Source organism: Rhodococcus sp. NPDC006774, from assembly GCF_040636045.1.
Lineage (GTDB): Bacteria > Actinomycetota > Actinomycetes > Mycobacteriales > Mycobacteriaceae > Rhodococcoides.
In genome coordinates this window covers 53094-70863 of sequence record NZ_JBEYIW010000002.1, presented here as the reverse complement: position 1 = coordinate 70863, position 17770 = coordinate 53094, and the positions used below count along the sequence as shown (strand labels likewise).

At 64.9% G+C, this 17770-nt stretch carries 15 protein-coding genes; 6 read left to right on the top strand and 9 right to left on the bottom strand.

The genetic code is table 11. The annotated features are described in order from the left end of the window. Positions 1 to 3 precede the first annotated feature (3 nt). A complete protein-coding gene (locus tag ABZ677_RS03360; RefSeq protein ID WP_358366607.1) occupies positions 4 to 1074 on the top strand; it encodes an ArsO family NAD(P)H-dependent flavin-containing monooxygenase in 1071 nt (356 codons plus the stop codon). Next, positions 1071 to 2405, top strand: a complete 1335-nt coding sequence (locus ABZ677_RS03355; protein ID WP_358366606.1) for an NAD(P)-binding domain-containing protein — start codon at positions 1071 to 1073, stop codon at positions 2403 to 2405. Before ABZ677_RS03360 ends, ABZ677_RS03355 begins: the two co-directional genes overlap by 4 nt. 29 nt (positions 2406 to 2434) lie before the next feature. On the opposite strand, the gene ABZ677_RS03350 is transcribed toward ABZ677_RS03355, so the two are convergent. The 3 genes from ABZ677_RS03350 to ABZ677_RS03340 all read right to left on the bottom strand — a co-directional run bounded on the left by ABZ677_RS03350 (position 2435) and on the right by ABZ677_RS03340 (position 6809). Beyond that, complete coding sequence (locus ABZ677_RS03350; RefSeq protein WP_094740219.1) at positions 2435 to 3181, bottom strand: sulfite exporter TauE/SafE family protein; 747 nt, start codon at positions 3179 to 3181, stop codon at positions 2435 to 2437. A 31-nt stretch (positions 3182 to 3212) separates the two neighbouring features. Then, positions 3213 to 4874, bottom strand: coding sequence for an NTF2-like N-terminal transpeptidase domain-containing protein (locus ABZ677_RS03345; protein ID WP_358367207.1), 1662 nt, complete (start codon positions 4872 to 4874; stop codon positions 3213 to 3215). 105 nt (positions 4875 to 4979) lie between these two features. Then, a complete protein-coding gene (locus ABZ677_RS03340; protein ID WP_358366604.1) occupies positions 4980 to 6809 on the bottom strand; it encodes a penicillin-binding transpeptidase domain-containing protein in 1830 nt (609 codons plus the stop codon). 92 nt (positions 6810 to 6901) lie between these two features. Between ABZ677_RS03340 and ABZ677_RS03335 the strand changes: the two genes are divergently transcribed. From ABZ677_RS03335 to ABZ677_RS03325, 3 genes are all read left to right on the top strand, one after another. Continuing rightward, a complete protein-coding gene (locus ABZ677_RS03335) occupies positions 6902 to 7447 on the top strand; it encodes a hypothetical protein (RefSeq protein WP_037196003.1) in 546 nt (181 codons plus the stop codon). 133 nt (positions 7448 to 7580) lie between these two features. Continuing rightward, positions 7581 to 9191, top strand: a complete 1611-nt coding sequence (locus tag ABZ677_RS03330; protein ID WP_358366601.1) for an ATP-binding cassette domain-containing protein — start codon at positions 7581 to 7583, stop codon at positions 9189 to 9191. A 64-nt stretch (positions 9192 to 9255) separates the two neighbouring features. Then, the gene (locus ABZ677_RS03325; RefSeq protein WP_358366599.1) at positions 9256 to 10041 is read left to right on the top strand and encodes an alpha/beta hydrolase; all 786 of its coding nucleotides are present in this window, start codon (positions 9256 to 9258) and stop codon (positions 10039 to 10041) included. 68 nt (positions 10042 to 10109) lie between these two features. Here the strand turns inward: ABZ677_RS03325 and ABZ677_RS03320 are convergent, their stop codons facing one another. Continuing rightward, positions 10110 to 11798: an AMP-binding protein gene (locus tag ABZ677_RS03320; protein ID WP_094635355.1), complete on the bottom strand. Its 1689-nt coding sequence runs from the start codon at positions 11796 to 11798 to the stop codon at positions 10110 to 10112. Between the two features lie 104 nt (positions 11799 to 11902). Between ABZ677_RS03320 and ABZ677_RS03315 the strand changes: the two genes are divergently transcribed. Continuing rightward, positions 11903 to 12376, top strand: coding sequence for a DUF3995 domain-containing protein (locus tag ABZ677_RS03315; protein ID WP_358366597.1), 474 nt, complete (start codon positions 11903 to 11905; stop codon positions 12374 to 12376). On the opposite strand, the gene ABZ677_RS03310 is transcribed toward ABZ677_RS03315, so the two are convergent. From ABZ677_RS03310 to ABZ677_RS03290, 5 genes are read right to left on the bottom strand one after another with little or no spacing between them, the layout of a single operon-like run. Further along, a complete protein-coding gene (locus ABZ677_RS03310; protein WP_037196008.1) occupies positions 12373 to 13479 on the bottom strand; it encodes an ATP-binding cassette domain-containing protein in 1107 nt (368 codons plus the stop codon). The two genes, ABZ677_RS03315 and ABZ677_RS03310, sit on opposite strands and share 4 nt — an antisense overlap. An 11-nt stretch (positions 13480 to 13490) precedes the next feature. After that, positions 13491 to 14375 (bottom strand): carbohydrate ABC transporter permease, encoded by an 885-nt coding sequence (locus tag ABZ677_RS03305; protein WP_037196010.1) that lies wholly within the window; start codon positions 14373 to 14375, stop codon positions 13491 to 13493. Beyond that, complete coding sequence (locus ABZ677_RS03300) at positions 14375 to 15325, bottom strand: sugar ABC transporter permease (RefSeq protein ID WP_037196012.1); 951 nt, start codon at positions 15323 to 15325, stop codon at positions 14375 to 14377. Before ABZ677_RS03300 ends, ABZ677_RS03305 begins: the two co-directional genes overlap by 1 nt. After that, on the bottom strand, positions 15322 to 16674 hold the full coding sequence (locus ABZ677_RS03295) for a sugar ABC transporter substrate-binding protein (RefSeq protein WP_230596525.1): 1353 nt from the start codon (positions 16672 to 16674) through the stop codon (positions 15322 to 15324). The genes ABZ677_RS03300 and ABZ677_RS03295 overlap by 4 nt, the downstream gene beginning before the upstream one ends. Further along, positions 16671 to 17702, bottom strand: a complete 1032-nt coding sequence (locus ABZ677_RS03290) for a sugar-binding domain-containing protein (protein WP_037196016.1) — start codon at positions 17700 to 17702, stop codon at positions 16671 to 16673. The genes ABZ677_RS03295 and ABZ677_RS03290 overlap by 4 nt, the downstream gene beginning before the upstream one ends. Positions 17703 to 17770 lie beyond the last annotated feature (68 nt).

The following is a 17770-nucleotide window of genomic DNA, read 5'->3' as shown; positions in this document are numbered from 1 at the left end:
CGAATGAAGTACGACGTGGTGGTGATCGGCGGCGGTCAGGCAGGACTGGCCGCCGGCTACTACCTGCGCCGAGCCGGGCTGGACTTCGTCGTTCTCGACGACCAGACGCATGCCGGAGGGTCCTGGCAGGACTACTGGCCGTCGCTGCACCTGTTCTCACCGGCGGAGTACTCGCGACTACCCGGCTGGCCGATGCCTCCGTGGCACAACGGTTTTCCACCCGCATCTCATGTGGTCGACTACTTGCGAGCGTACGAGAAGAAGTACGAACTGCCGGTGGACCGGCCCGTCCGGGTGACGGCCGTGCATCGGGTCCCGGGCGGCTACCGAATCGACACAGATGGTGAGTCGTACACCGCCACAGCAGTCGTCAACGCGACGGGAACATGGTCTCGGCCCTTCTGGCCGAGCTACCCGGGCATGCGTGAATTCGGTGGGGCCCAACTGCATGCCGCCGACTACCGCACACTGGATCGATTCGTGGGCAAGCGAGTAGGAATCGTCGGGGGCGGAAACTCGGCTGCTCAGATACTTGCCGAGATCTCCACCGTGGCCGAGACCCTGTGGTTCACCGCCCGCGAACCGAAATTCCTGCCCGACGACGTCGATGGGCGCGTGCTGTTCGATGTCGCCAGCGACCGCGCCCGAGCGCTGGCAGCGGGTGACACCGATACCGGCGGGGTTGCAGGCTTGGGCGACATCGTCATGGTCCCGCCGGTGAAGGAGGCCAGGGATCGCGGAGTCCTGCACGCCCGGCCGATGTTCACGGCGATCACAGCCGACGGCGTGACGGACGGGCACACAACGGAGAAACTGGATGCGATCGTCTGGTGCACCGGCTTTCGGCCCGCGCTGCGGCATCTGCAACCGCTGCACCTGCAGCCGCTGCACCTGCACACCGACGGACCTCGAATCATGTTGGAAGACAATCATATTCACGGCGAGTCGACCCTGATATTCCTGGGGTACGGCGACTGGACCGGACCGGCATCGGCAACGCTCATCGGCGTCGGCCGTACCGCACGCGCAGCAGTGAACACTCTCGCTCGACGAGGAAAGGTAGATCAGTCATGAACGAATACCCCGTAATAGTGATCGGCGCAGGACCCATCGGTCTCGCCGCCGCAGCACATCTCACCGAAACCGGCTCTGCCGTGGTCGTTCTCGAACGCGGGCCGTCCGCGGGCGCTGCAGTGTCCGAATGGAACCACGTGCGATTGTTCTCCCCGTGGTCCGAGGTCGTCGACCCCGCTGCGGCCCGGTTGCTCGAGCCCACCGGCTTGACTGCACCGGACGGTGACACCTATGGCACCGGTCGCGAATGGGTGGAGCGGTACCTCGCACCCCTCGCCGCCGTTCTCGGCGACGCCGTCCGAGTCGACTCCGAGGTAGTCGGCGTCGCCCGCCGCGGACGCGACCGCGTGGTCGACGCCGGCCGCGACACCGAACCGCTGTCGGTGCACATCCGCCACTCCGACGGCAGCGAGGAACGCATCCTCGCCCGCGCTGTCGTCGACGCGTCGGGCACCTGGGGATCACCGAATCCACTGGGCAGCGAGGGACTTCCGGCCATCGGCGAGAAGGCCGCTGCGGACCGGATCGACTACCGGGTCCCCGATCTGACCGATCCGGCCATTCGCGCCCGGTTCGCGGGCAAGCACACCGTCATCGCCGGCAGTGGACACTCCGCCTTGACCGCCATCATCACCTTCGCCGAACTCGCCGCGGAGGAACCAGGAACGACGCTCACCTGGGCCGTCCGCCGAGGAGTTACCGCCGATGTGTTCGGCGGCGGCGACGCCGACGGGCTCGCTGCTCGCGGCGCACTCGGCCAACGCGCCAAGAAGGCAGTCGACGACGGCTTCCTCACCGTGCAATCGGGATTTCGCACCGACACCGTTGCGTTCGAGGGTGATCGGACGACCCTCGTCGGCGATACCGGCGCGCGCATCGGGAGCGTCGATCGCGTGGTTGCACTCACCGGATTCCGCCCGGATCTGTCATGGCTGTCCGAGGTTCGCCTCGATCTCGATCCCACCTTGCAGGCACCCAAGTTCGTCGCAGAGTTGGTGGACCCCAACATGCATTCGTGCGGATCGGTGTCACCGCACGGAGTCGAAGAACTGACCCAACCCGAGCCCGGCTTCTACCTGGTGGGGATGAAGAGCTACGGCCGCGCGCCGACGTTCCTCGCGATGACCGGATACGAGCAGGTTCGCAGCATCGCAGCCGAACTCGCCGGCGACCACGAGGGCGCACGGAAGGTCGAGCTGACTTTGCCGGACACCGGCGTCTGTGGCGGCGCGGGACTGTTCGACGAGCCCGACGCTCCGTCGAGCGGCGGTTGCTGCGCTGCCCCTGCTGCGCCGGAGTTGATCACTCTCGGGTCGCCGTCGAGCAAGTAGCGAACAGGTGACCTGACTGCACCTGACCGTCAACCGAAGGCCTGATACCCCAGCCATCCGGAGAGACCGAGCCCCAGAATTCCGACCGCAATACGCAGAACGATCGGCGAGATCACCTTGACCGTCGGCGGCCCGCAGGCACCGCCGACGAAGCAGCCGATCGCCAGGGCAAGCGCGGCCCACCAGTGCACCTGGCCGGAGAACGAAAAGATGATGGCGGCAATGAGATTGGCGATGCCGAGGAAGAAACTCTTCAGAACGCTTGCGCGCCAGAAAGTATCCGAGGTGCAGATCAGCGCCAGCGCAAGGAAGATGACACCGGCCCCGGCACCGAAGTAGCCACCGTAGATCGCGACCGCGAACAGCGCCAACGGATAGAGCGTCGGAAACTGTCTGCCGCCGGACAGCTTTCGGATACGCGGCTGCAGCAGTAGCGCGATGGCTGCCATCGCCACCAGGAACGGTACGACCACCTCGAACGAACCGTCCGGCGTAGTGAGCAACAGAATCGCACCGGTGGTACCGCCCAGCGCGGAGTAGATCGCATAGCGAACCAGCTGCTTGCCGTCCTTGGCGAGCTCGGCCGAGGAACTCGCCGTCGCCCCGACACCGGCCGCGACCAACGCGACCGTGTTCGTCACGTTCGCAGACACCGCAGGCAAACCCACCGCAAGCAGAGCAGGATAGGACACCAGCGACGCGAGCCCGGTGACGAACCCGATGAGCCCGGCGAAGAACCCGGCCACCACCAGAAGTCCGAAATCGAGCACAGTCACCGAACAAAGCTACCGCGCCTAACGATCCTGACTACTCGACGGGGTTCGCCATCTCCTGCAGCAACCGGCTCGTCATGCGCACTGCCTGATCCCCGCCGTCCGCGTCCTCGATGTACACCGCGAATGCAACGTCACCACTGGTGGCGAGCACGAAGCGATCGTCGCCACTTTCCCCGGCGAATCCCTGCACACCGTCGAAGGTGTCGAGACCGCTACTGCTCGACGAGTCGGCGAGTATGCCGCGCAACCGGTTTGCCGCATCCGACCCGATTGCCTCGGACTCCCGATTCGCGACGGCGGTCTGACCCGCGACGATCGTCGGAGTCGGAGCGCTGCCCCGAGAGATCGCGGCCGCCATCTGCGCGAGTCCGAACGGAGTCACCGTCGCCTCGTCGGCGGAGGCGGTGGACACGGTCCTGATGCCGTCGATCGCGCTGCGACTGTCGGCGGGAGTTCCTGTGTAGGCGTCGAGTCCGGGCATCGAGTAGTTGATACCGAGACCCAACCTGGCAGCTGCATCTTCGGCGCTGTCGTCACCGCGATCGGACTGCACGGCCCGGACGAGTTCCGACGCGGTGCCGGCCGGGTAGGAGCCCGCGAAGACGACATCGCCCTGCTCGTTCGCGTAACTGTTCTGTGCCGCAGCGAGAATCGCGCCGGTCGAGGTGGACAGGGCGACGATCGACGCCGACGACCCCGCCATGACGACCGCGTTCTCGGCTGCGAGTTGAACTCGCGGATCGAGCGTCGCGTGCAGGTCAGGACCGGCGGGTCCCTGGAAGCCGACACGGCGTTCGCCGGTTCCGTCGGCGGTGTAGGTGTCGACGGCCCAGCCTGCGGTGGCGTCGCGTCCTTCCTGCCAGGCGCTTCGCAACGAGTCGAGCACGGGTGAGGTGATCCGACGGTCGTCGACGATGAGCTTGGGTTGCGGAGAAACGACCACGCCCGGCACGGCGCGGAGGTCGTCTTCGAGGACGGCGAAATCGTCGTCGCGCAAGGTCACTGCGGTGATCGGTGCACCGCCGGCCGAATCGAGTTTGGCCAGCATCGATTCGGAGGTGATCAGCGGTGCCACGACGTCGATGACGTCCGCGAGTTGCGCAGTGGACGCCGCCGGATCGCTCGTCTGTGCCGGGTCGAGGGAGATGGCGTTGATGGTGCGCTCGCTCATCAGTACGTTGTTCGCGGCGTCGAAGATCAGCGGCGGAGCGGCGTCGGTCCTGGTGTATCGGACCGACCCTCCCGAGGTGAGGTCGGGGACGAGGGTGGCCGGATCCCACGCGATTCGCCAGCCGACACTGAGCTTCTTGGTCGAGCCCTGAGCGCTGTACTTCCAGTTCTTGCCCTCACCGAAATTCCATGCGGACGCGAGAGTGAAGTAGCCGCTCTCGTCGGAGAGGTCCATGTACTGGGTCAGGTCGAAATCGCCGGTGGACGTGCCCTCGGCCGACAAGCCGTCGAACATCTGGTTCAGTGCGGCCGTCGCGGCGTTCGGGTAGGTCGTCAGTGCGGCAGCGGCAGCGACGTCTCGGTTGTCCAGAGCATCGACGAACTTCGAGACCAGCACCTCGGCCTCGCTCGGTGGGCGATCGACCATCCAGAACACTGCCGAGACCGTCAACGTCGCCGATGCTGCAACGGCGACGAGGTAGCGACCGCGGACCTTGCGCGGGCCACGACGGGCACGACTCATAGAACTCATGAGTCACAATATTCACTGTAGTCACACGAGTAACAAGCACGGGATTCATACGAGCCGGTCACGATTGGGATACGCCCCGGTCGGTTTCGGCCTCTACTAGCGCAGAAAACGACCCGCAGCCTCGACGGCAGGCGTCGAACTGCCCGCATCGTTCACGAACACCGCGAACGCGAGATCACCGGAGATACCGACGAACCAGCCGTGGGCTCCTTCGTTGTTCGCGCCGAATTCGGCGGTGCCGGTCTTGCCGAGCAGCCCGGGGATGTCATTGAGCGACGTCGCGGTACCGCCGGTGATCGTCTCGCGCATCATGGTCTTGATCTGCTCGGTGACCTGCGGGTCCACCGCTGCCGGCTGCATGTTTCCCACTCCGGGCTCACCGGCGACGACCGTCGGTGGGCGCAATCCGTTGTTGGCGATCGACGACGCGACCAGCGCCATTCCGAACGGCGACGCGGTCACCTGCCCCTGGCCGATGGCGGATTCGACCCGCTGCGCCGGGGTGTCGGCCGAGGGCACCGAACCGGTGACGGTCGTCAGACCGGGGGTGACGTAGTCGACGCCGAGGCCGTACTGCGCGGCCGCGTCGGTCAATCCGTTCGGCGGGAGTGCCACACCGAGGCGACCCATCGTCGTGTTGCAGGACTTGGCGAAGGCGGTGTGCAGCGGCACGTCGCCGAGATCGAAATTGTCGTCGTTCGGGATCTGCCTGCCCTCGATGTTCTCGGTCGCCGGGCACGGCAGCACGGTATCGGGAGTGACGGCACCGGACTGCAGTGCAGCCGAGGTGGTCACCGTCTTGAACGTCGACCCCGGCGGGTACAGACCGGTGAGAGCGATCGGGCCCTCGGCATCTGCAGCGGCATTCTGCGCCACGGCCAGAACCGCCCCCGTCGATGGCCGAAGCGCAACGATGGCCGCCTGCTGCGGCAGCGACGCGAGGGCATTCTCGGCTTTCAGTTGCAGTGCCGAATCCAGGGTGGTCGCGATGTCGTCTCCGGTTCCGGCATCTCGGCCGGCAAGTGGGGTGATGGTGCCGTCGGCTGCAACGGCCTGCACAGCCCATCCCCGATTGGCTGCCTGCTCCTGCTCCCACAGAGTCGTCAGGTCGTTGAGGACCGGCGAAACGAGGTTCCGGTCGGTGGCGAGCAGCCGCGTCTGCGGAGCCAGTTTGACGCCCGGGACGGTCGCGAGCTGAGCACCGATGGGATCGATGTCCGCCTGACGAAGCAACACGATGGTCGCCGAGTTACCTTGCGCTGCAGCGACAGTCGATGTGACGTACTCGGCCGTGATGCCCGGGACGACGGATCCGACGAGGTTCGCGACAGCCACGGGATCGGCCGTCGCATCGACGTTGACGAGGGTGACCACCTGCTGCGACATCAGCTCGACGCCGTTTCCGTCGAAGATGCGCGGCGCGACGAGCGCGTCGGTAGGAGTGAAGCGCACCGACGAGTCGGCCGTCAGGCCCGGCACCAACATCGCCGGATCCCAGGTGATCTTCCAGCCCTGCTCGGTTTCCGCCGCTGTCGCAGAGGTCGTGTAGTTCCATTCCTTCGGCTCGCCGTCGGGTTCGGCGGTGCCGTCGGTGGTCGTCGAGAAGCGCCAGCCGGCATTCAATGTGAACGTGCCCGCATCCTCGTTGGCGTCGACTGCCTCGAAATCGGGAGTTGCCGTGACCGTACCGCCGGCCGAAAGCCCGTCGTACAGCCCGGTGAGCGCCGCCGTCGCGCCGGCCGGATCGGTGGTCAACGCGGCAGCCTGATCGATATTCGCGCTGTTGACCGCGTCCGCGAACTGCTCGGCGACGGTCTGCGGCTGATCGGGCCCACTCTGACCACAGGCGGCGAGCACCAGTGCCAGAACGGACACGATTGCGGCCAGAGTCGTCGGTCTTGTCGAAGTGCGCACGGGATCGATCATGCCCCAGAGCGTCCGCGAAACACCGGTGGCGCGATCTCCGGATGAAGTGTAATCATGTAATCAGTCTTACAAACACCTACGAGGGAGCTCACATGAAACCCAACGGACGCTCGTTCGGTCGCCCCGGCGGCTGGCAGCACGCAGACATTCCGGACGCCACCGACGCCGCCGAGTGGTTCGGTGGCCGACTCCCGGACACCTGGTTCGACGGTGCCGCCTCGGTCGAGGTCGACCGAGAGGAGATCGTCGTCGTCGGGACATTGCCTGTGGAGCAGGACAGTTCACCCGCGGCCAACGAGGGCCGCATCGCGCGATTCCGGGAAACGACCCGCGGCGACCGCATGCAGATCGCCGACGAGGCCGAGAAGCGATACGGACGCAAGGTTGCCTGGGGAGTGAGAACCGGATCCGACGTGGTCCTGTTCACCCACCTCGCAGTACCGGTCATGACGCGCCTGCGTCAGCCCGAGCGTCGCGTCCTCGATACCCTCGTCGATGCCGGGGTCGCTCGCTCCCGCGCGGACGCCTTGGCCTGGGCCGTGAAGCTGGTCGGCGAACACACGCAGGAATGGCTGGACGAACTGCGGGGCGCCATGACGACGGTCGACGAGCTACGCAAGAAGGGCCCGTCGGTTTAATTCGCTTGCGTACTCGTCGGGTTCGGGGTTAGCGTGGCCTTCGCCTTGTCGCCCACAGATTCGGAGAGGCCATTGCTCTTCCAGAGGTTCTAGACGCCTGCAGATCCATCGCACGCACACCTTTGGAGCAACCATGCCTCATTCGTCATCACTGTCCATCTCGAACCTGAGCTTCACATGGCCGGACGGCGACCCCGTGTTCGACGCCATGTCGGCCATCTTCGCCAGCGGCACAACAGGTCTCATCGGTTCCAACGGTGCGGGAAAGTCGACGCTCCTGCGATTGCTCGCCGGGGAATTGACACCACAACTCGGTTCCATCTCGATACCGGGCGTACTCGGACACCTGCGCCAGGACGTCGCACTGGACCCCGACCTGCCCGTCGATCGGGTACTGGCCATCGAATCGGTGCGAAAAGCATTGCATCGCATAGAATCCGGATCCTCCACCGAGGACGACTTCGCAATCGTGGGGTCGGCGTGGGACGTCGAGGAGCGCGCTCTGGCACTGCTGGACAAGCTCGGCCTGGGCAGCATCGTCGGCTCCCTGGACGATCTGGATCGCCGCGTCGGCACCCTGTCGGGCGGCGAGACGATCCTGCTCGCTCTCACCGCACAACTGCTCGCCCAACCCGACGTACTGCTGCTCGACGAACCGACCAACAACCTCGATCACGCTGCGCGAGAACGCTTGTACACGGCAGTCGACGGCTACGCGGGTGTGCTGATCGTGTGCACTCACGATCTCGAGCTGCTCGAACGCGTCGACTCCATCGCCGAGGTGCGGGCCGAGCGCAGCGGAGTCTCGCGGCTGCGGATGTTCGGCGGCAACTATCAGCACTATCGCTCGGTCGTCGACGCAGAACAGGAAGCCGCACGGGCGACCGTCCGTGATGCCAAGAACGACGTCCGCAAGCAGGAACGCGAATTGATCGACACCCGAATCAAACTCGACAGACGCCAGCGATTCGGCAAGAAGATGGAAGAGCAGAAGCGCGTACCTCCGATCCTTGCGGGCCGACGCAAGCGGGCTGCCCAGGAATCGGCAGGCAAACTTCGCGGGACGCAGAGCGACCGCGTCGACGACGCCCGATCGTCACTGACGGCCGCCGAAGATCTCCTGCGCGACGACCGCGAGATACGCGTCGACCTCCCGGCGACGAAAGTCCATGCGGGACAGGTGGTTCTCGATCAACCCGAGCTCAGCATCGTCGGTCCCGAGCGCATCGCGCTGATCGGACCGAACGGGAGCGGCAAGACCACCCTGTTGCGGGCTCTGGACGCCACCGGGGCAGAGGTGCCGTGGAAGTATCTGCCGCAGCGACTGGACGTCTTCGACGAATCCCGCACCGTCGCCGAGAACGTATCCGATGTCGCCCCACAGGCCACCGCCGAACAGATCCGAGGCCAACTCGCCCGCTTCCTGTTCCGCGGATCCGACGCCGACGCCGTCGTCGCGAGCCTCTCCGGTGGCGAACGACTGCGGGCCGCACTGGCACGAATTCTGCTGGCGGAGCCGGCTCCGAAACTACTGATGCTCGACGAGCCGACCAACAACCTCGACATCACCAGCCGACAACACCTCATCGACGCCCTCGGAAAATTCGAGGGTGCGCTGATCATCGCGAGCCACGATCGACCGTTCCTCGACGCCATAGCGCCCACCCGCACCATCGACCTCACCCCGACCGCCGAGCCTCCCGAGTCCGCCGAAGAAGCGCCCGCCCGTAGGGAGTCAATGTGACGTTCAGTGGCCTTTGTGGGGGTCAATGTCACGTTGAGTGGACTTCAAAGGCAAGAATCGCGGGGTGGAGTACGCCTCGAATGCAGACGATGGAACACGGATCGCGTACACGGTGGTGGGGTCCGGGCCGCCGTTGTTGATGGTGCACGGCAGTTTTCTCACGCACACGATCTGGCGGACGTTCGGCTATGTGAAGGCGCTGCGCGGCAGTCGGCGGTTGATACTGATCGACAGTCGTGGGCACGGCCGCAGCGAGAAGCCCCATTCTCCCGACGCCTATGCGATGGGCACTATCGTCGGCGATCTGACGGCGGTGCTCGATGCGGTGGGGGTCGATACCGTCGATTACCTCGGGTACTCGTTCGGGGCTCGGGCGGGCTTGGCGTTGACGGCTGCGGCTCCCGAGCGAGTGCGATCATTGGCCGTCGGCGGCGGTAGTCACGGCGCTCAGGCAGGCGCGTTCGATCGCCTGTTCTTCCCCGGATGCGCCGATGTGTTGGAGCAGCGCGGCATGGACGGATTTCTCGAGGTCTGGACCAGCCACCGCATGTTCCCGATCGATGCGGGTACCCGAGCGGTGTTTTCCGCCAACGATGCCCAGGCCATGGCCGCGTACATCCGAGCATCCGACGCCGATCCCGGCCTACCGGACGAGGCGTTGCAACGATTCACCCAACCGTCGCTGTTCTACGTCGGCAGTCAGGACGGCACCAGGCTCGACGACACCCGAGCTGCCGCAGCGCTGGTACCGAACTCCGAATTGCACGTCATCCGCGGATTCGACCACGCGACAACGATGGCGGCGTCCACTGAAGTGCTCGGCGTCCTCGAACGGTTCTGGGACAGGTGACGTCAGCGCCCACAATTCGCCTCGAGAATCGGAATCCCGCCTCACGCAGCACATAGTGGACAGCCACATCACCTCTTCAGCGCAGGAAACTGGTCGTCGCGCCACTCGGTCTCCAGCGGTCCGACCGCCGCGTCCTCGCGGGCGCGCAACTCCACTCGGCGGATCTTGCCGGAGATCGTTTTCGGTAGCTCGAAGAACTCGATTCGGCGCACACGCAGGAACGGTGCCAGGTGCTCGCGGGCGTACTTGAGGATCTCGAATGCAGTGTCCTCGTTGGGTTCCCAGCCCGACGCCAGCGCCACGTATGCCTTCGGAACGGCCAGTCGCGTCTCGTCGGGGGCCGGCACCACCGCGGCTTCGGCAACGGCGGGGTGTTCGATCAACACGCTTTCGAGCTCGAACGGGGAGATCTTGTAATCCGAGGCCTTGAACACGTCGTCGGTGCGGCCGACGTAGGTGATGTAGCCCTCGGAGTCCCGTGATGCCACGTCGCCGGTGTGGTAGTACCCGTCGGCCATCACGGCGGCGTTGCGTTCGGGGTCACCGAGATAGCCGGTCATCAGGTTGAACGGCTTCTGGGCCAGGTCGAGGCAGATTTCGCCCTCGTCGGCGAGTTCGCCGGTGGTGGGGTCGACGATCACCACCGGAACGCCCGGCAGCGGCCTCCCCATCGAGCCGGACTTGAGTACCGCACCCGGCGTATTGGCAACCAGCGCAGTGGTTTCCGTCTGGCCGAACCCGTCGCGGATGTTCAGGCCCCACTCCTGCTGGACCCGCGAGATCACCTCGGGGTTGAGCGGCTCACCGGCTCCGATGGCCTCGCGTAGCGAACCACCGCCACCGGCGAGATCGGCTTGAATCAGCATGCGCCACACCGTCGGCGGCGCGCAGAACGTCGTCACCTCGGCCCGTCGGATCTGTTCGAGCAACGCTTTCGCGTCGAATCTGCCGTAGTTGTAGATGAAGATGGTCGCCTCGGCGATCCACGGGGCGAAGAAGCAACTCCACGCGTGCTTGGCCCACCCGGGCGAGCTGATGTTCAGGTGTACGTCGCCCGGGCGTAGCCCGAGGAAGTACATGGTGCTCAGATGCCCTACGGGATAGGAGATCTGAGTGTGCTCGACGAGCTTGGGCTTGCTGGTGGTACCGGAGGTGAAGTACATGAGAAGGCGGTCGGTGGGAGCCGTCACGGACTCGAACGGTACGGCCTCGACGGAGCGAGCCTCGGCATAGTCGACCCAACCATCACACGCGGACGTGGCGATACGCAGGTAGTCACCGGGGACGTCGTCGAATTTGCCGGTGTCCGAGGGGTTCACGATCACTGCGCGTGCATTGCCGCGTACGACGCGATCGGTCAGATCTGCGGATCCGATGGCAGTGGTGGTCGGCATCAGGACCGCGCCCAGCTTCATCACCGCGAGCATCGCTTCCCACAGCTCCACCTGGTTGCCGAGCATCAGGATCACCGAGTCGCCGCGGCCGATTCCCTGCTGCTCCAGCCAGCGGGCAACCTGGTCCGAGCGACGAGCGATGTCGTCGAAGCTGTACTTGGCCTCGCTGCCGTCCTCCTCGACTATCCACAGCGCGGTGCCATCGTTGCCCCGCGCGATCGCATCGAACCAATCGATCGCCCAGTTGAACGTCTCACCGAACGACGGCCATTCGAAAGATGCCACTGCACGGTCGTACTCGCCGTAGGCGTCGAGTAACAGATCGCGTGCATTCCTGAATGCCGTGTGTGCCGATTCGGCCATGTTTCCTCCTGCGCGTGTGATGCCCATCACCACCAAGCTAGGGGACGCGCACGGCCTCTCGCTACCCCCGAACGGGGGTGCGACCTCGGCTACCCTCGGTCACCGTGGCCGTCAGATACTTCGCGATCGCATGTGCACTCGGGATAGTCCACGCCGCGTTTTCCGGCTATTGGGCCGCAGGCGGGCGGTGGATGCTCAGCTCCGTCGGTTCCTTCGCAACAGAATGGGTCGACACCGAACCGCAGACCGCGAAGACGGCACTGCTGGCACTTGCGCTGGTCAAACTCGGCGCGGCAATTCTTCCCGCTCTCGCATACATGAACCGGCCGCGCCTGGCAGCACAGAACCGGACCCGGCTGCCGTCGTCGATCCTCGGCATATCCTGGCCCGGCTCTGTGCTGCTGATCCTGTGGGGCGGAGCGTCGTTCGTCGGCGCGGTGATCGGCCTCATCGCCTCGGACGAGAACCGAAGCGTCAAGTACGGGCACCTGTTCTTCGACGGCATCTTCCTGCTCTGGGGTGTCGCCCTTCTGAAGGCACTGATCCTCTCCCGGAAAGCCCCGTACCGACCGCGTTAGATGCGCTCCCCCGTTTCCGGGTGGAAGAGGTGGATCGCACCGTCGAGGCGCGTCAGGCCGATGCTTTCACCGATCCTCGCCGGGGCACGCACTGCCGAACGCGCAACCAACGACACCGGTCCCCCGTCGAGTCCCTTGACCTTCGGGTCGTCGAGGTGCGCGTAGACGTAGGACTCGCTGCCCAACTCCTCGATGAGATCGACCTTGCCCTCGAAGCCCTCGCCGCCGCCGTGGACGATGCCGAGGTTCTCGGGCCGCATTCCGATGGTGACCTCGTCGATACCCAGGCTCGCGAGCTTGGTCAGCTCGTCGCGCTCGAGCGGGAGCAGGAACTTACCGATCTGGACGCCACCGGAGCCGATGGGTACCGTCATCAGGTTCATTGCCGGGGACCCGATGAATCCTGCGACGAAAGCATTGACAGGATTGTCGTACAGGTCTGTGGGAGAGGCGAACTGCTGCAGCTTGCCACCGCGCAGCACCGCGACGCGGTCGCCCATCGTCATGGCCTCGACCTGATCGTGGGTGACGTAGACCGTCGTGGTGCCGAGCCTGCGCTGCAACGCCGCGATCTGCGTACGAGTCTGCACCCGCAGCTTGGCGTCGAGGTTGGACAGCGGCTCGTCCATGCAGAACACCTGCGGCTCACGAACGATGGCCCGGCCCATGGCAACTCGCTGACGCTGGCCGCCCGAGAGCTTGCCGGGCTTGCGGTCGAGGTACTCCGTGAGATCGAGCAGACGGGCAGCTTCCGCGACGCGCGCCTGACGCTTCTCGAGGCTCACTCCGCGCATCTTGAGCGCAAAGCCCATGTTCTCCCCGACGGTCTTGTTGGGGTAGAGCGCGTAGTTCTGGAAGACCATGGCGATGTCGCGGTCCTTGGACGGAACGCCCACCATGTTCTTGCCGCCGATTTCGATTGCGCCACCGTCGATCTCCTCGAGACCGGCGAGCATGCGCAGGGCGGTGGACTTGCCGGAGCCGGACGGTCCGACCAGGACGACGAACTCGCCGTCCTCGATCTCGAGGTCGAGGGAATCGACGGCGAGCGAATCGGCACCTTCGTAGACGCAGGATGCCTTCTTGTACGTGATTGCAGCCATGAGACTTTCTCCTATTTGATGGCGCCGAAGGACAGGCCGCGCACGAGCTTGTTCTGCGCGAACCATCCGGCAAGGACGACGGGGAGTGCTGCGAACGTCGCAGCGGCGGACAGCTGGGCCCAGTACAGGCCCTGGCCGGTGATGAATCCGACGAGGTACACCGGAATCGTCTGGGCCTGAACAGCAGTGAGATTGACCGCGAAGAAGAACTCGTTCCACGAGAAGATCACGCAGATCAACGACGTCGCCGCGATACCGGGAGAGACGAGCGGCAGGATCACCTCGCGGACCGACGTCCACAACGACGCACCGTCCATACTGGCGGCTTCGAGCAGTTCCGACGGCACCTCCATGAAGAACGAGCGCATCATCCACACGGCGATCGGCAGATTCATCGCGGTGTAGAGGATCACCAGTGCCCAGATGTTGTCGAGCATGCCGATGTCGCCGACGATGACGTACAGCGGAACGATGACGGCCACGACGGGCAGCATCTTGGTGGAGATGAAGAAGAACAGCACGTCCTGGGTCTTCTTGACGGGCCGCAGTGACAAGGCGAACGCTGCCGGAACACCCAGTAGCAGAACGAGAATCGTCGAGACGATCGTCGCGAACGCCGAGTTCAGCAGGGTCGTTCCGATACCACTGTCGAGGACACCCCGGTACTGATCGAGGGTGGGGGTGAAGATCAGCTTCGGCGGGTTGGAGTACGCATCGGCCTCCTGCTTGAAGCCGGTGATCACCATCCAGAGCACCGGGAAGAAGAATGCGATACCGGCCACCCAGGCGACGAAGGACCAGATCGTGCCCGGGCCCCACTTGCTCTTCTTGCGAATTTCCTGCCCGTCGGAGGTCTGCGCGACGGCCTTCTTCTTGCTCGTGGTTGCCGTGCTCATCACGCCGCCTCCTCGTTTGCGCTGAAGCTCTTGAAGATCAATCTCAGCGCCAGAGTGCTGAGGACGATGGTTGCCACCACGGTGACGACGCCCATGGCCGCGGCTTGACCGATGTCGAAGCCGAGGAAGGCACGTTGGTAGATGTAGAACGGGAGGTTGGCCGACGCGACTCCCGGTCCACCGGAGGTCATCATGTAGACGGCGTCGAAGGTGTTGACGAGGTAGATGGCACCGAGAACCGTGCCCAGTTCGATGAACCGGCGCAGGTGCGGCAACGTCAGCTCACGGAAGAGCTTGAACGGGCCTGCGCCATCGACGCGTGCGGCCTCGGCGATGTCCTTGGGCATGGACTGCAACCCGGCGAGAATCAGCAGCATCATGAACGGCGTCCACTGCCACACCAGGTTCGTCATGACCGCGGCCAGCGGGAACCGCGAAACCCAGTCGATCTCACCGACTCCGAACGGACTCAGAGCGAAGTTGATCAGACCGAAGACGGGATCGAACATCGTCGTCTTCCAGATCAGCGCACCGGCGACCGGGGTGACGAGGAACGGGGTGATCAGCAGTGTACGGATCAGACTGCGCCCGATGAACTTTCGATCGAGCAGCAGCGCGAGCGCCAGACCGAGGACCACCGAGATGATCACGGTTCCGACGATCATGATCACGGTGTTCATCGCGACCTCGCGGAACTGGCTGTCGCGGAAGACGTCGATGTAGTTGTTCAGTCCGTTGAACTCACGCGACCCCGGACGAACGAGGTTCCAGGACTGCGTCGAGTAGTACAGCGTGAACAGGAACGGGATCTGGGTGACGATGATGGCGAACACCAACGCCGGCAACAGCGGTCCGCGTCGACGCCAGCCCTCGGCCTTGGAGATCGTTCTCGGTCGCGGTACGAACTTCTCCGGTTCGGCCGGAGCCGTCCGTTCTTCGGTGGTGGTCATCCCTGGTCCTCCTGATACGTCTTGCCGACCACTTCGGCGTATTGCTGCGCTTGGTCGAGCGCCTCGTCGACGCTGATCTGTCCGGCGATCGCGGCGCTGATCTGCTGGCTGACCCGGGTACCGAGGTCCTGGAACTCCGGAATGGTCAGGAACTGGACTCCGGTGTACGGAACCGGGTCCACGGTGGGGTTGTTCGGGTCGGCACTGTCGATGGAGTCGAGGGTCAGCTGACCGTAGGCAGCCGCCGCCTCCGCGTACTCGGGAATCTCGTAGGTCGAGAGACGACTTCCGGGAGGCACACGCTCCCAACCGAGTTCGTTTCCGACCTTGTTCAGGTACTCCTTGCTGGTCATCCACGAGACGAACTTCCACGCCTCGTCGGGAGCCTCGCTGGTCTGGGGAATGCCCAGCGCCCAGGAGTACAGCCAACCGTTGTCGCCCTTGGCCGCCGACGGGGCCTTGGCATAACCGATCTGCCCGACGACGTTGCTCGACGACGGATCCTCGAGTACCGAGACAGCCGAGGTGGCGTCGTACCACATTGCCGTGTTGCCCTGCGAGAGTTGCGTTCCGCACTCACTGAAGCCGCTGGTGGCCGCGCCGGCCTGACCGTGCTCGCGCACGGTGTCGACGTAGAACTGGACGGCTTCGCGTACCTCGGGACTGTTCAGCTGGGCATTCCAGTTCTCGTCGTACCAGCGGCCGCCGAACGCGTTGATGACCGTGTCGAGCGGCGCGAGCACCTCACCCCAGCCGGGCTTGCCGCGCAGGCAGATTCCGGACAGGCCGGGGCTGTCGAGTGCGGCCGCGGCGTCTGCCACCTGCTGCCACGTCGGCTCCGCCGGCATCGTGATGCCCGCGGCCTCCATCAGATCCTTGCGGTACATCAGGAACGAGGATTCACCGTAGAACGGCACCGAGTACATGCTGCCCTCGTACGACAGCGATTCCTTCAACGTCGGGATGAAGTCGTCCTCGTCGTACCCCGGCGTGGCGTCCGCGTACTCGGAAAGGTTGGTGAGCCAGCCATTCTCGGCCCACTGCGGGGTCTCGAAGTTGCTGATCATCACCACGTCGAACTCGCCGCCACCCGTCGCGACCGAGGCCGTGATCTTGGCCCGGGCCTCGTTCTCCGACAGCGACACGAACTTCAGATTGATGCCAGGGTTCTCCGCCTCGAACTCGGGCGCAAGCGAAATGGCGTCGGACATCTGTGAATTCGAGACGATCGCGACGGTGATCGTCGTACCGTCACCGTCACCGCCGAACGAGCCGGCGCCGGCACATCCGGACAGCACCAAGGTCGTCGCGAGTGAGCTCGCGACAACCACTTTCGGTAGAACCCTCACTGAAATACCTTTCCATTGGAGGTCGCCGTTGCCGGAGCTTGCGCAACGAGCCAACGTGCACTTTCGATATCGGTGACCAGGATCGAGGCCAGTCCACCCCGCAACGCACCGAGCAGCGCTTCGTGTTTTCGTTTTCCGCCGGTGACGAGCACGGCCCGATCACAGGCCCTGATGGCGTCGAGCCCCACCGACACGGTTCGGCCGGGGAGCGATCCTCCGGTGTCCTTGCCGTCTGCGTCGTAGAACCGTCCGCCGATCTCACCGACCGCACCGAGGCGACGCAGTTCGTCGAGCACCTCGAGGTCGATGAAGCTGCCCTCGAACAACGTGGTGGACGTGGAAACGGGACCGATGCCGTACATCATCACATCGGCATCGGTCCCGGCCTTGAGGGCACGCGAGATCACGGAATCCTGCTCCAACGCAACCACTGTCGCCTGATCGGCATACAGCGGCGCATTGAGCCTGACGGGTGTCGCCTGCAGGTACGCAGCGCAGCGTCCGAGTGTGTACTCCACACCGGTCTGGTAATCGGCCGAGGTGATGGAACCGTCGAGTTGCACCACCGCAGCACATTTGGTGGATCTGGTCTTGAGCGAGCTGGCCACCGCAACCGTTTCGGGCCCCCAGGTGAAGCCGAGAACGTCCTGATCCTTGAGGCGACGCGAGAGCAACGTCGCCGCTGCGCGACCCAGCGACCCGTAGCCGGCGTCCGTGCCGTCGATGACGTCCGATACGACGAGTACCTCGGTCAGCCCATAGCGAGCCTCGAGTTCACGCTCGACGTCGGCGTGGACGGTGCCCTGCAGATCGTCGGGAACGTTGATCTCGATGGTGACGAGACCCTGGGTGCGGGCACGAGCGACCAGCCGTCCCGCCGTCGGGCGCGAGACGCCGAGCTTCACGGCGATCTCGGCCTGCGTCGCGCCTTCGAGGTGATACATGGTGGCGGCGCGCAGCGCCAAGCGGAGGTCCTCTCCCGACCGCGGAGACTTCGACCCCGCTGGACCGGATGACGATCCATCCATGTCGCCTCCCCAAGTTGTGAGCAGATGCTCAGCTCGTGTTCATCTGCTCACTAAGCTAACATTAAGGT

Bases quoted from the DNA above. Each gene is read 5' to 3' on its own strand.
- ABZ677_RS03360 (WP_358366607.1), top strand. From the start codon at position 4: ATGAAGTACGACGTGGTGGTGATCGGCGGCGGTCAGGCAGGACTGGCC.
- ABZ677_RS03355 (WP_358366606.1), top strand. From the start codon at position 1,071: ATGAACGAATACCCCGTAATAGTGATCGGCGCAGGACCCATCGGTCTC.
- ABZ677_RS03345 (WP_358367207.1), bottom strand. From the start codon at position 4,874: ATGAGTCGTGCCCGTCGTGGCCCGCGCAAGGTCCGCGGTCGCTACCTC.
- ABZ677_RS03340 (WP_358366604.1), bottom strand. From the start codon at position 6,809: ATGATCGATCCCGTGCGCACTTCGACAAGACCGACGACTCTGGCCGCA.
- ABZ677_RS03335 (WP_037196003.1), top strand. From the start codon at position 6,902: ATGAAACCCAACGGACGCTCGTTCGGTCGCCCCGGCGGCTGGCAGCAC.
- ABZ677_RS03330 (WP_358366601.1), top strand. From the start codon at position 7,581: ATGCCTCATTCGTCATCACTGTCCATCTCGAACCTGAGCTTCACATGG.
- ABZ677_RS03320 (WP_094635355.1), bottom strand. From the start codon at position 11,798: ATGGCCGAATCGGCACACACGGCATTCAGGAATGCACGCGATCTGTTA.
- ABZ677_RS03310 (WP_037196008.1), bottom strand. From the start codon at position 13,479: ATGGCTGCAATCACGTACAAGAAGGCATCCTGCGTCTACGAAGGTGCC.
- ABZ677_RS03305 (WP_037196010.1), bottom strand. From the start codon at position 14,375: ATGAGCACGGCAACCACGAGCAAGAAGAAGGCCGTCGCGCAGACCTCC.
- ABZ677_RS03300 (WP_037196012.1), bottom strand. From the start codon at position 15,325: ATGACCACCACCGAAGAACGGACGGCTCCGGCCGAACCGGAGAAGTTC.
- ABZ677_RS03290 (WP_037196016.1), bottom strand. From the start codon at position 17,702: ATGGATGGATCGTCATCCGGTCCAGCGGGGTCGAAGTCTCCGCGGTCG.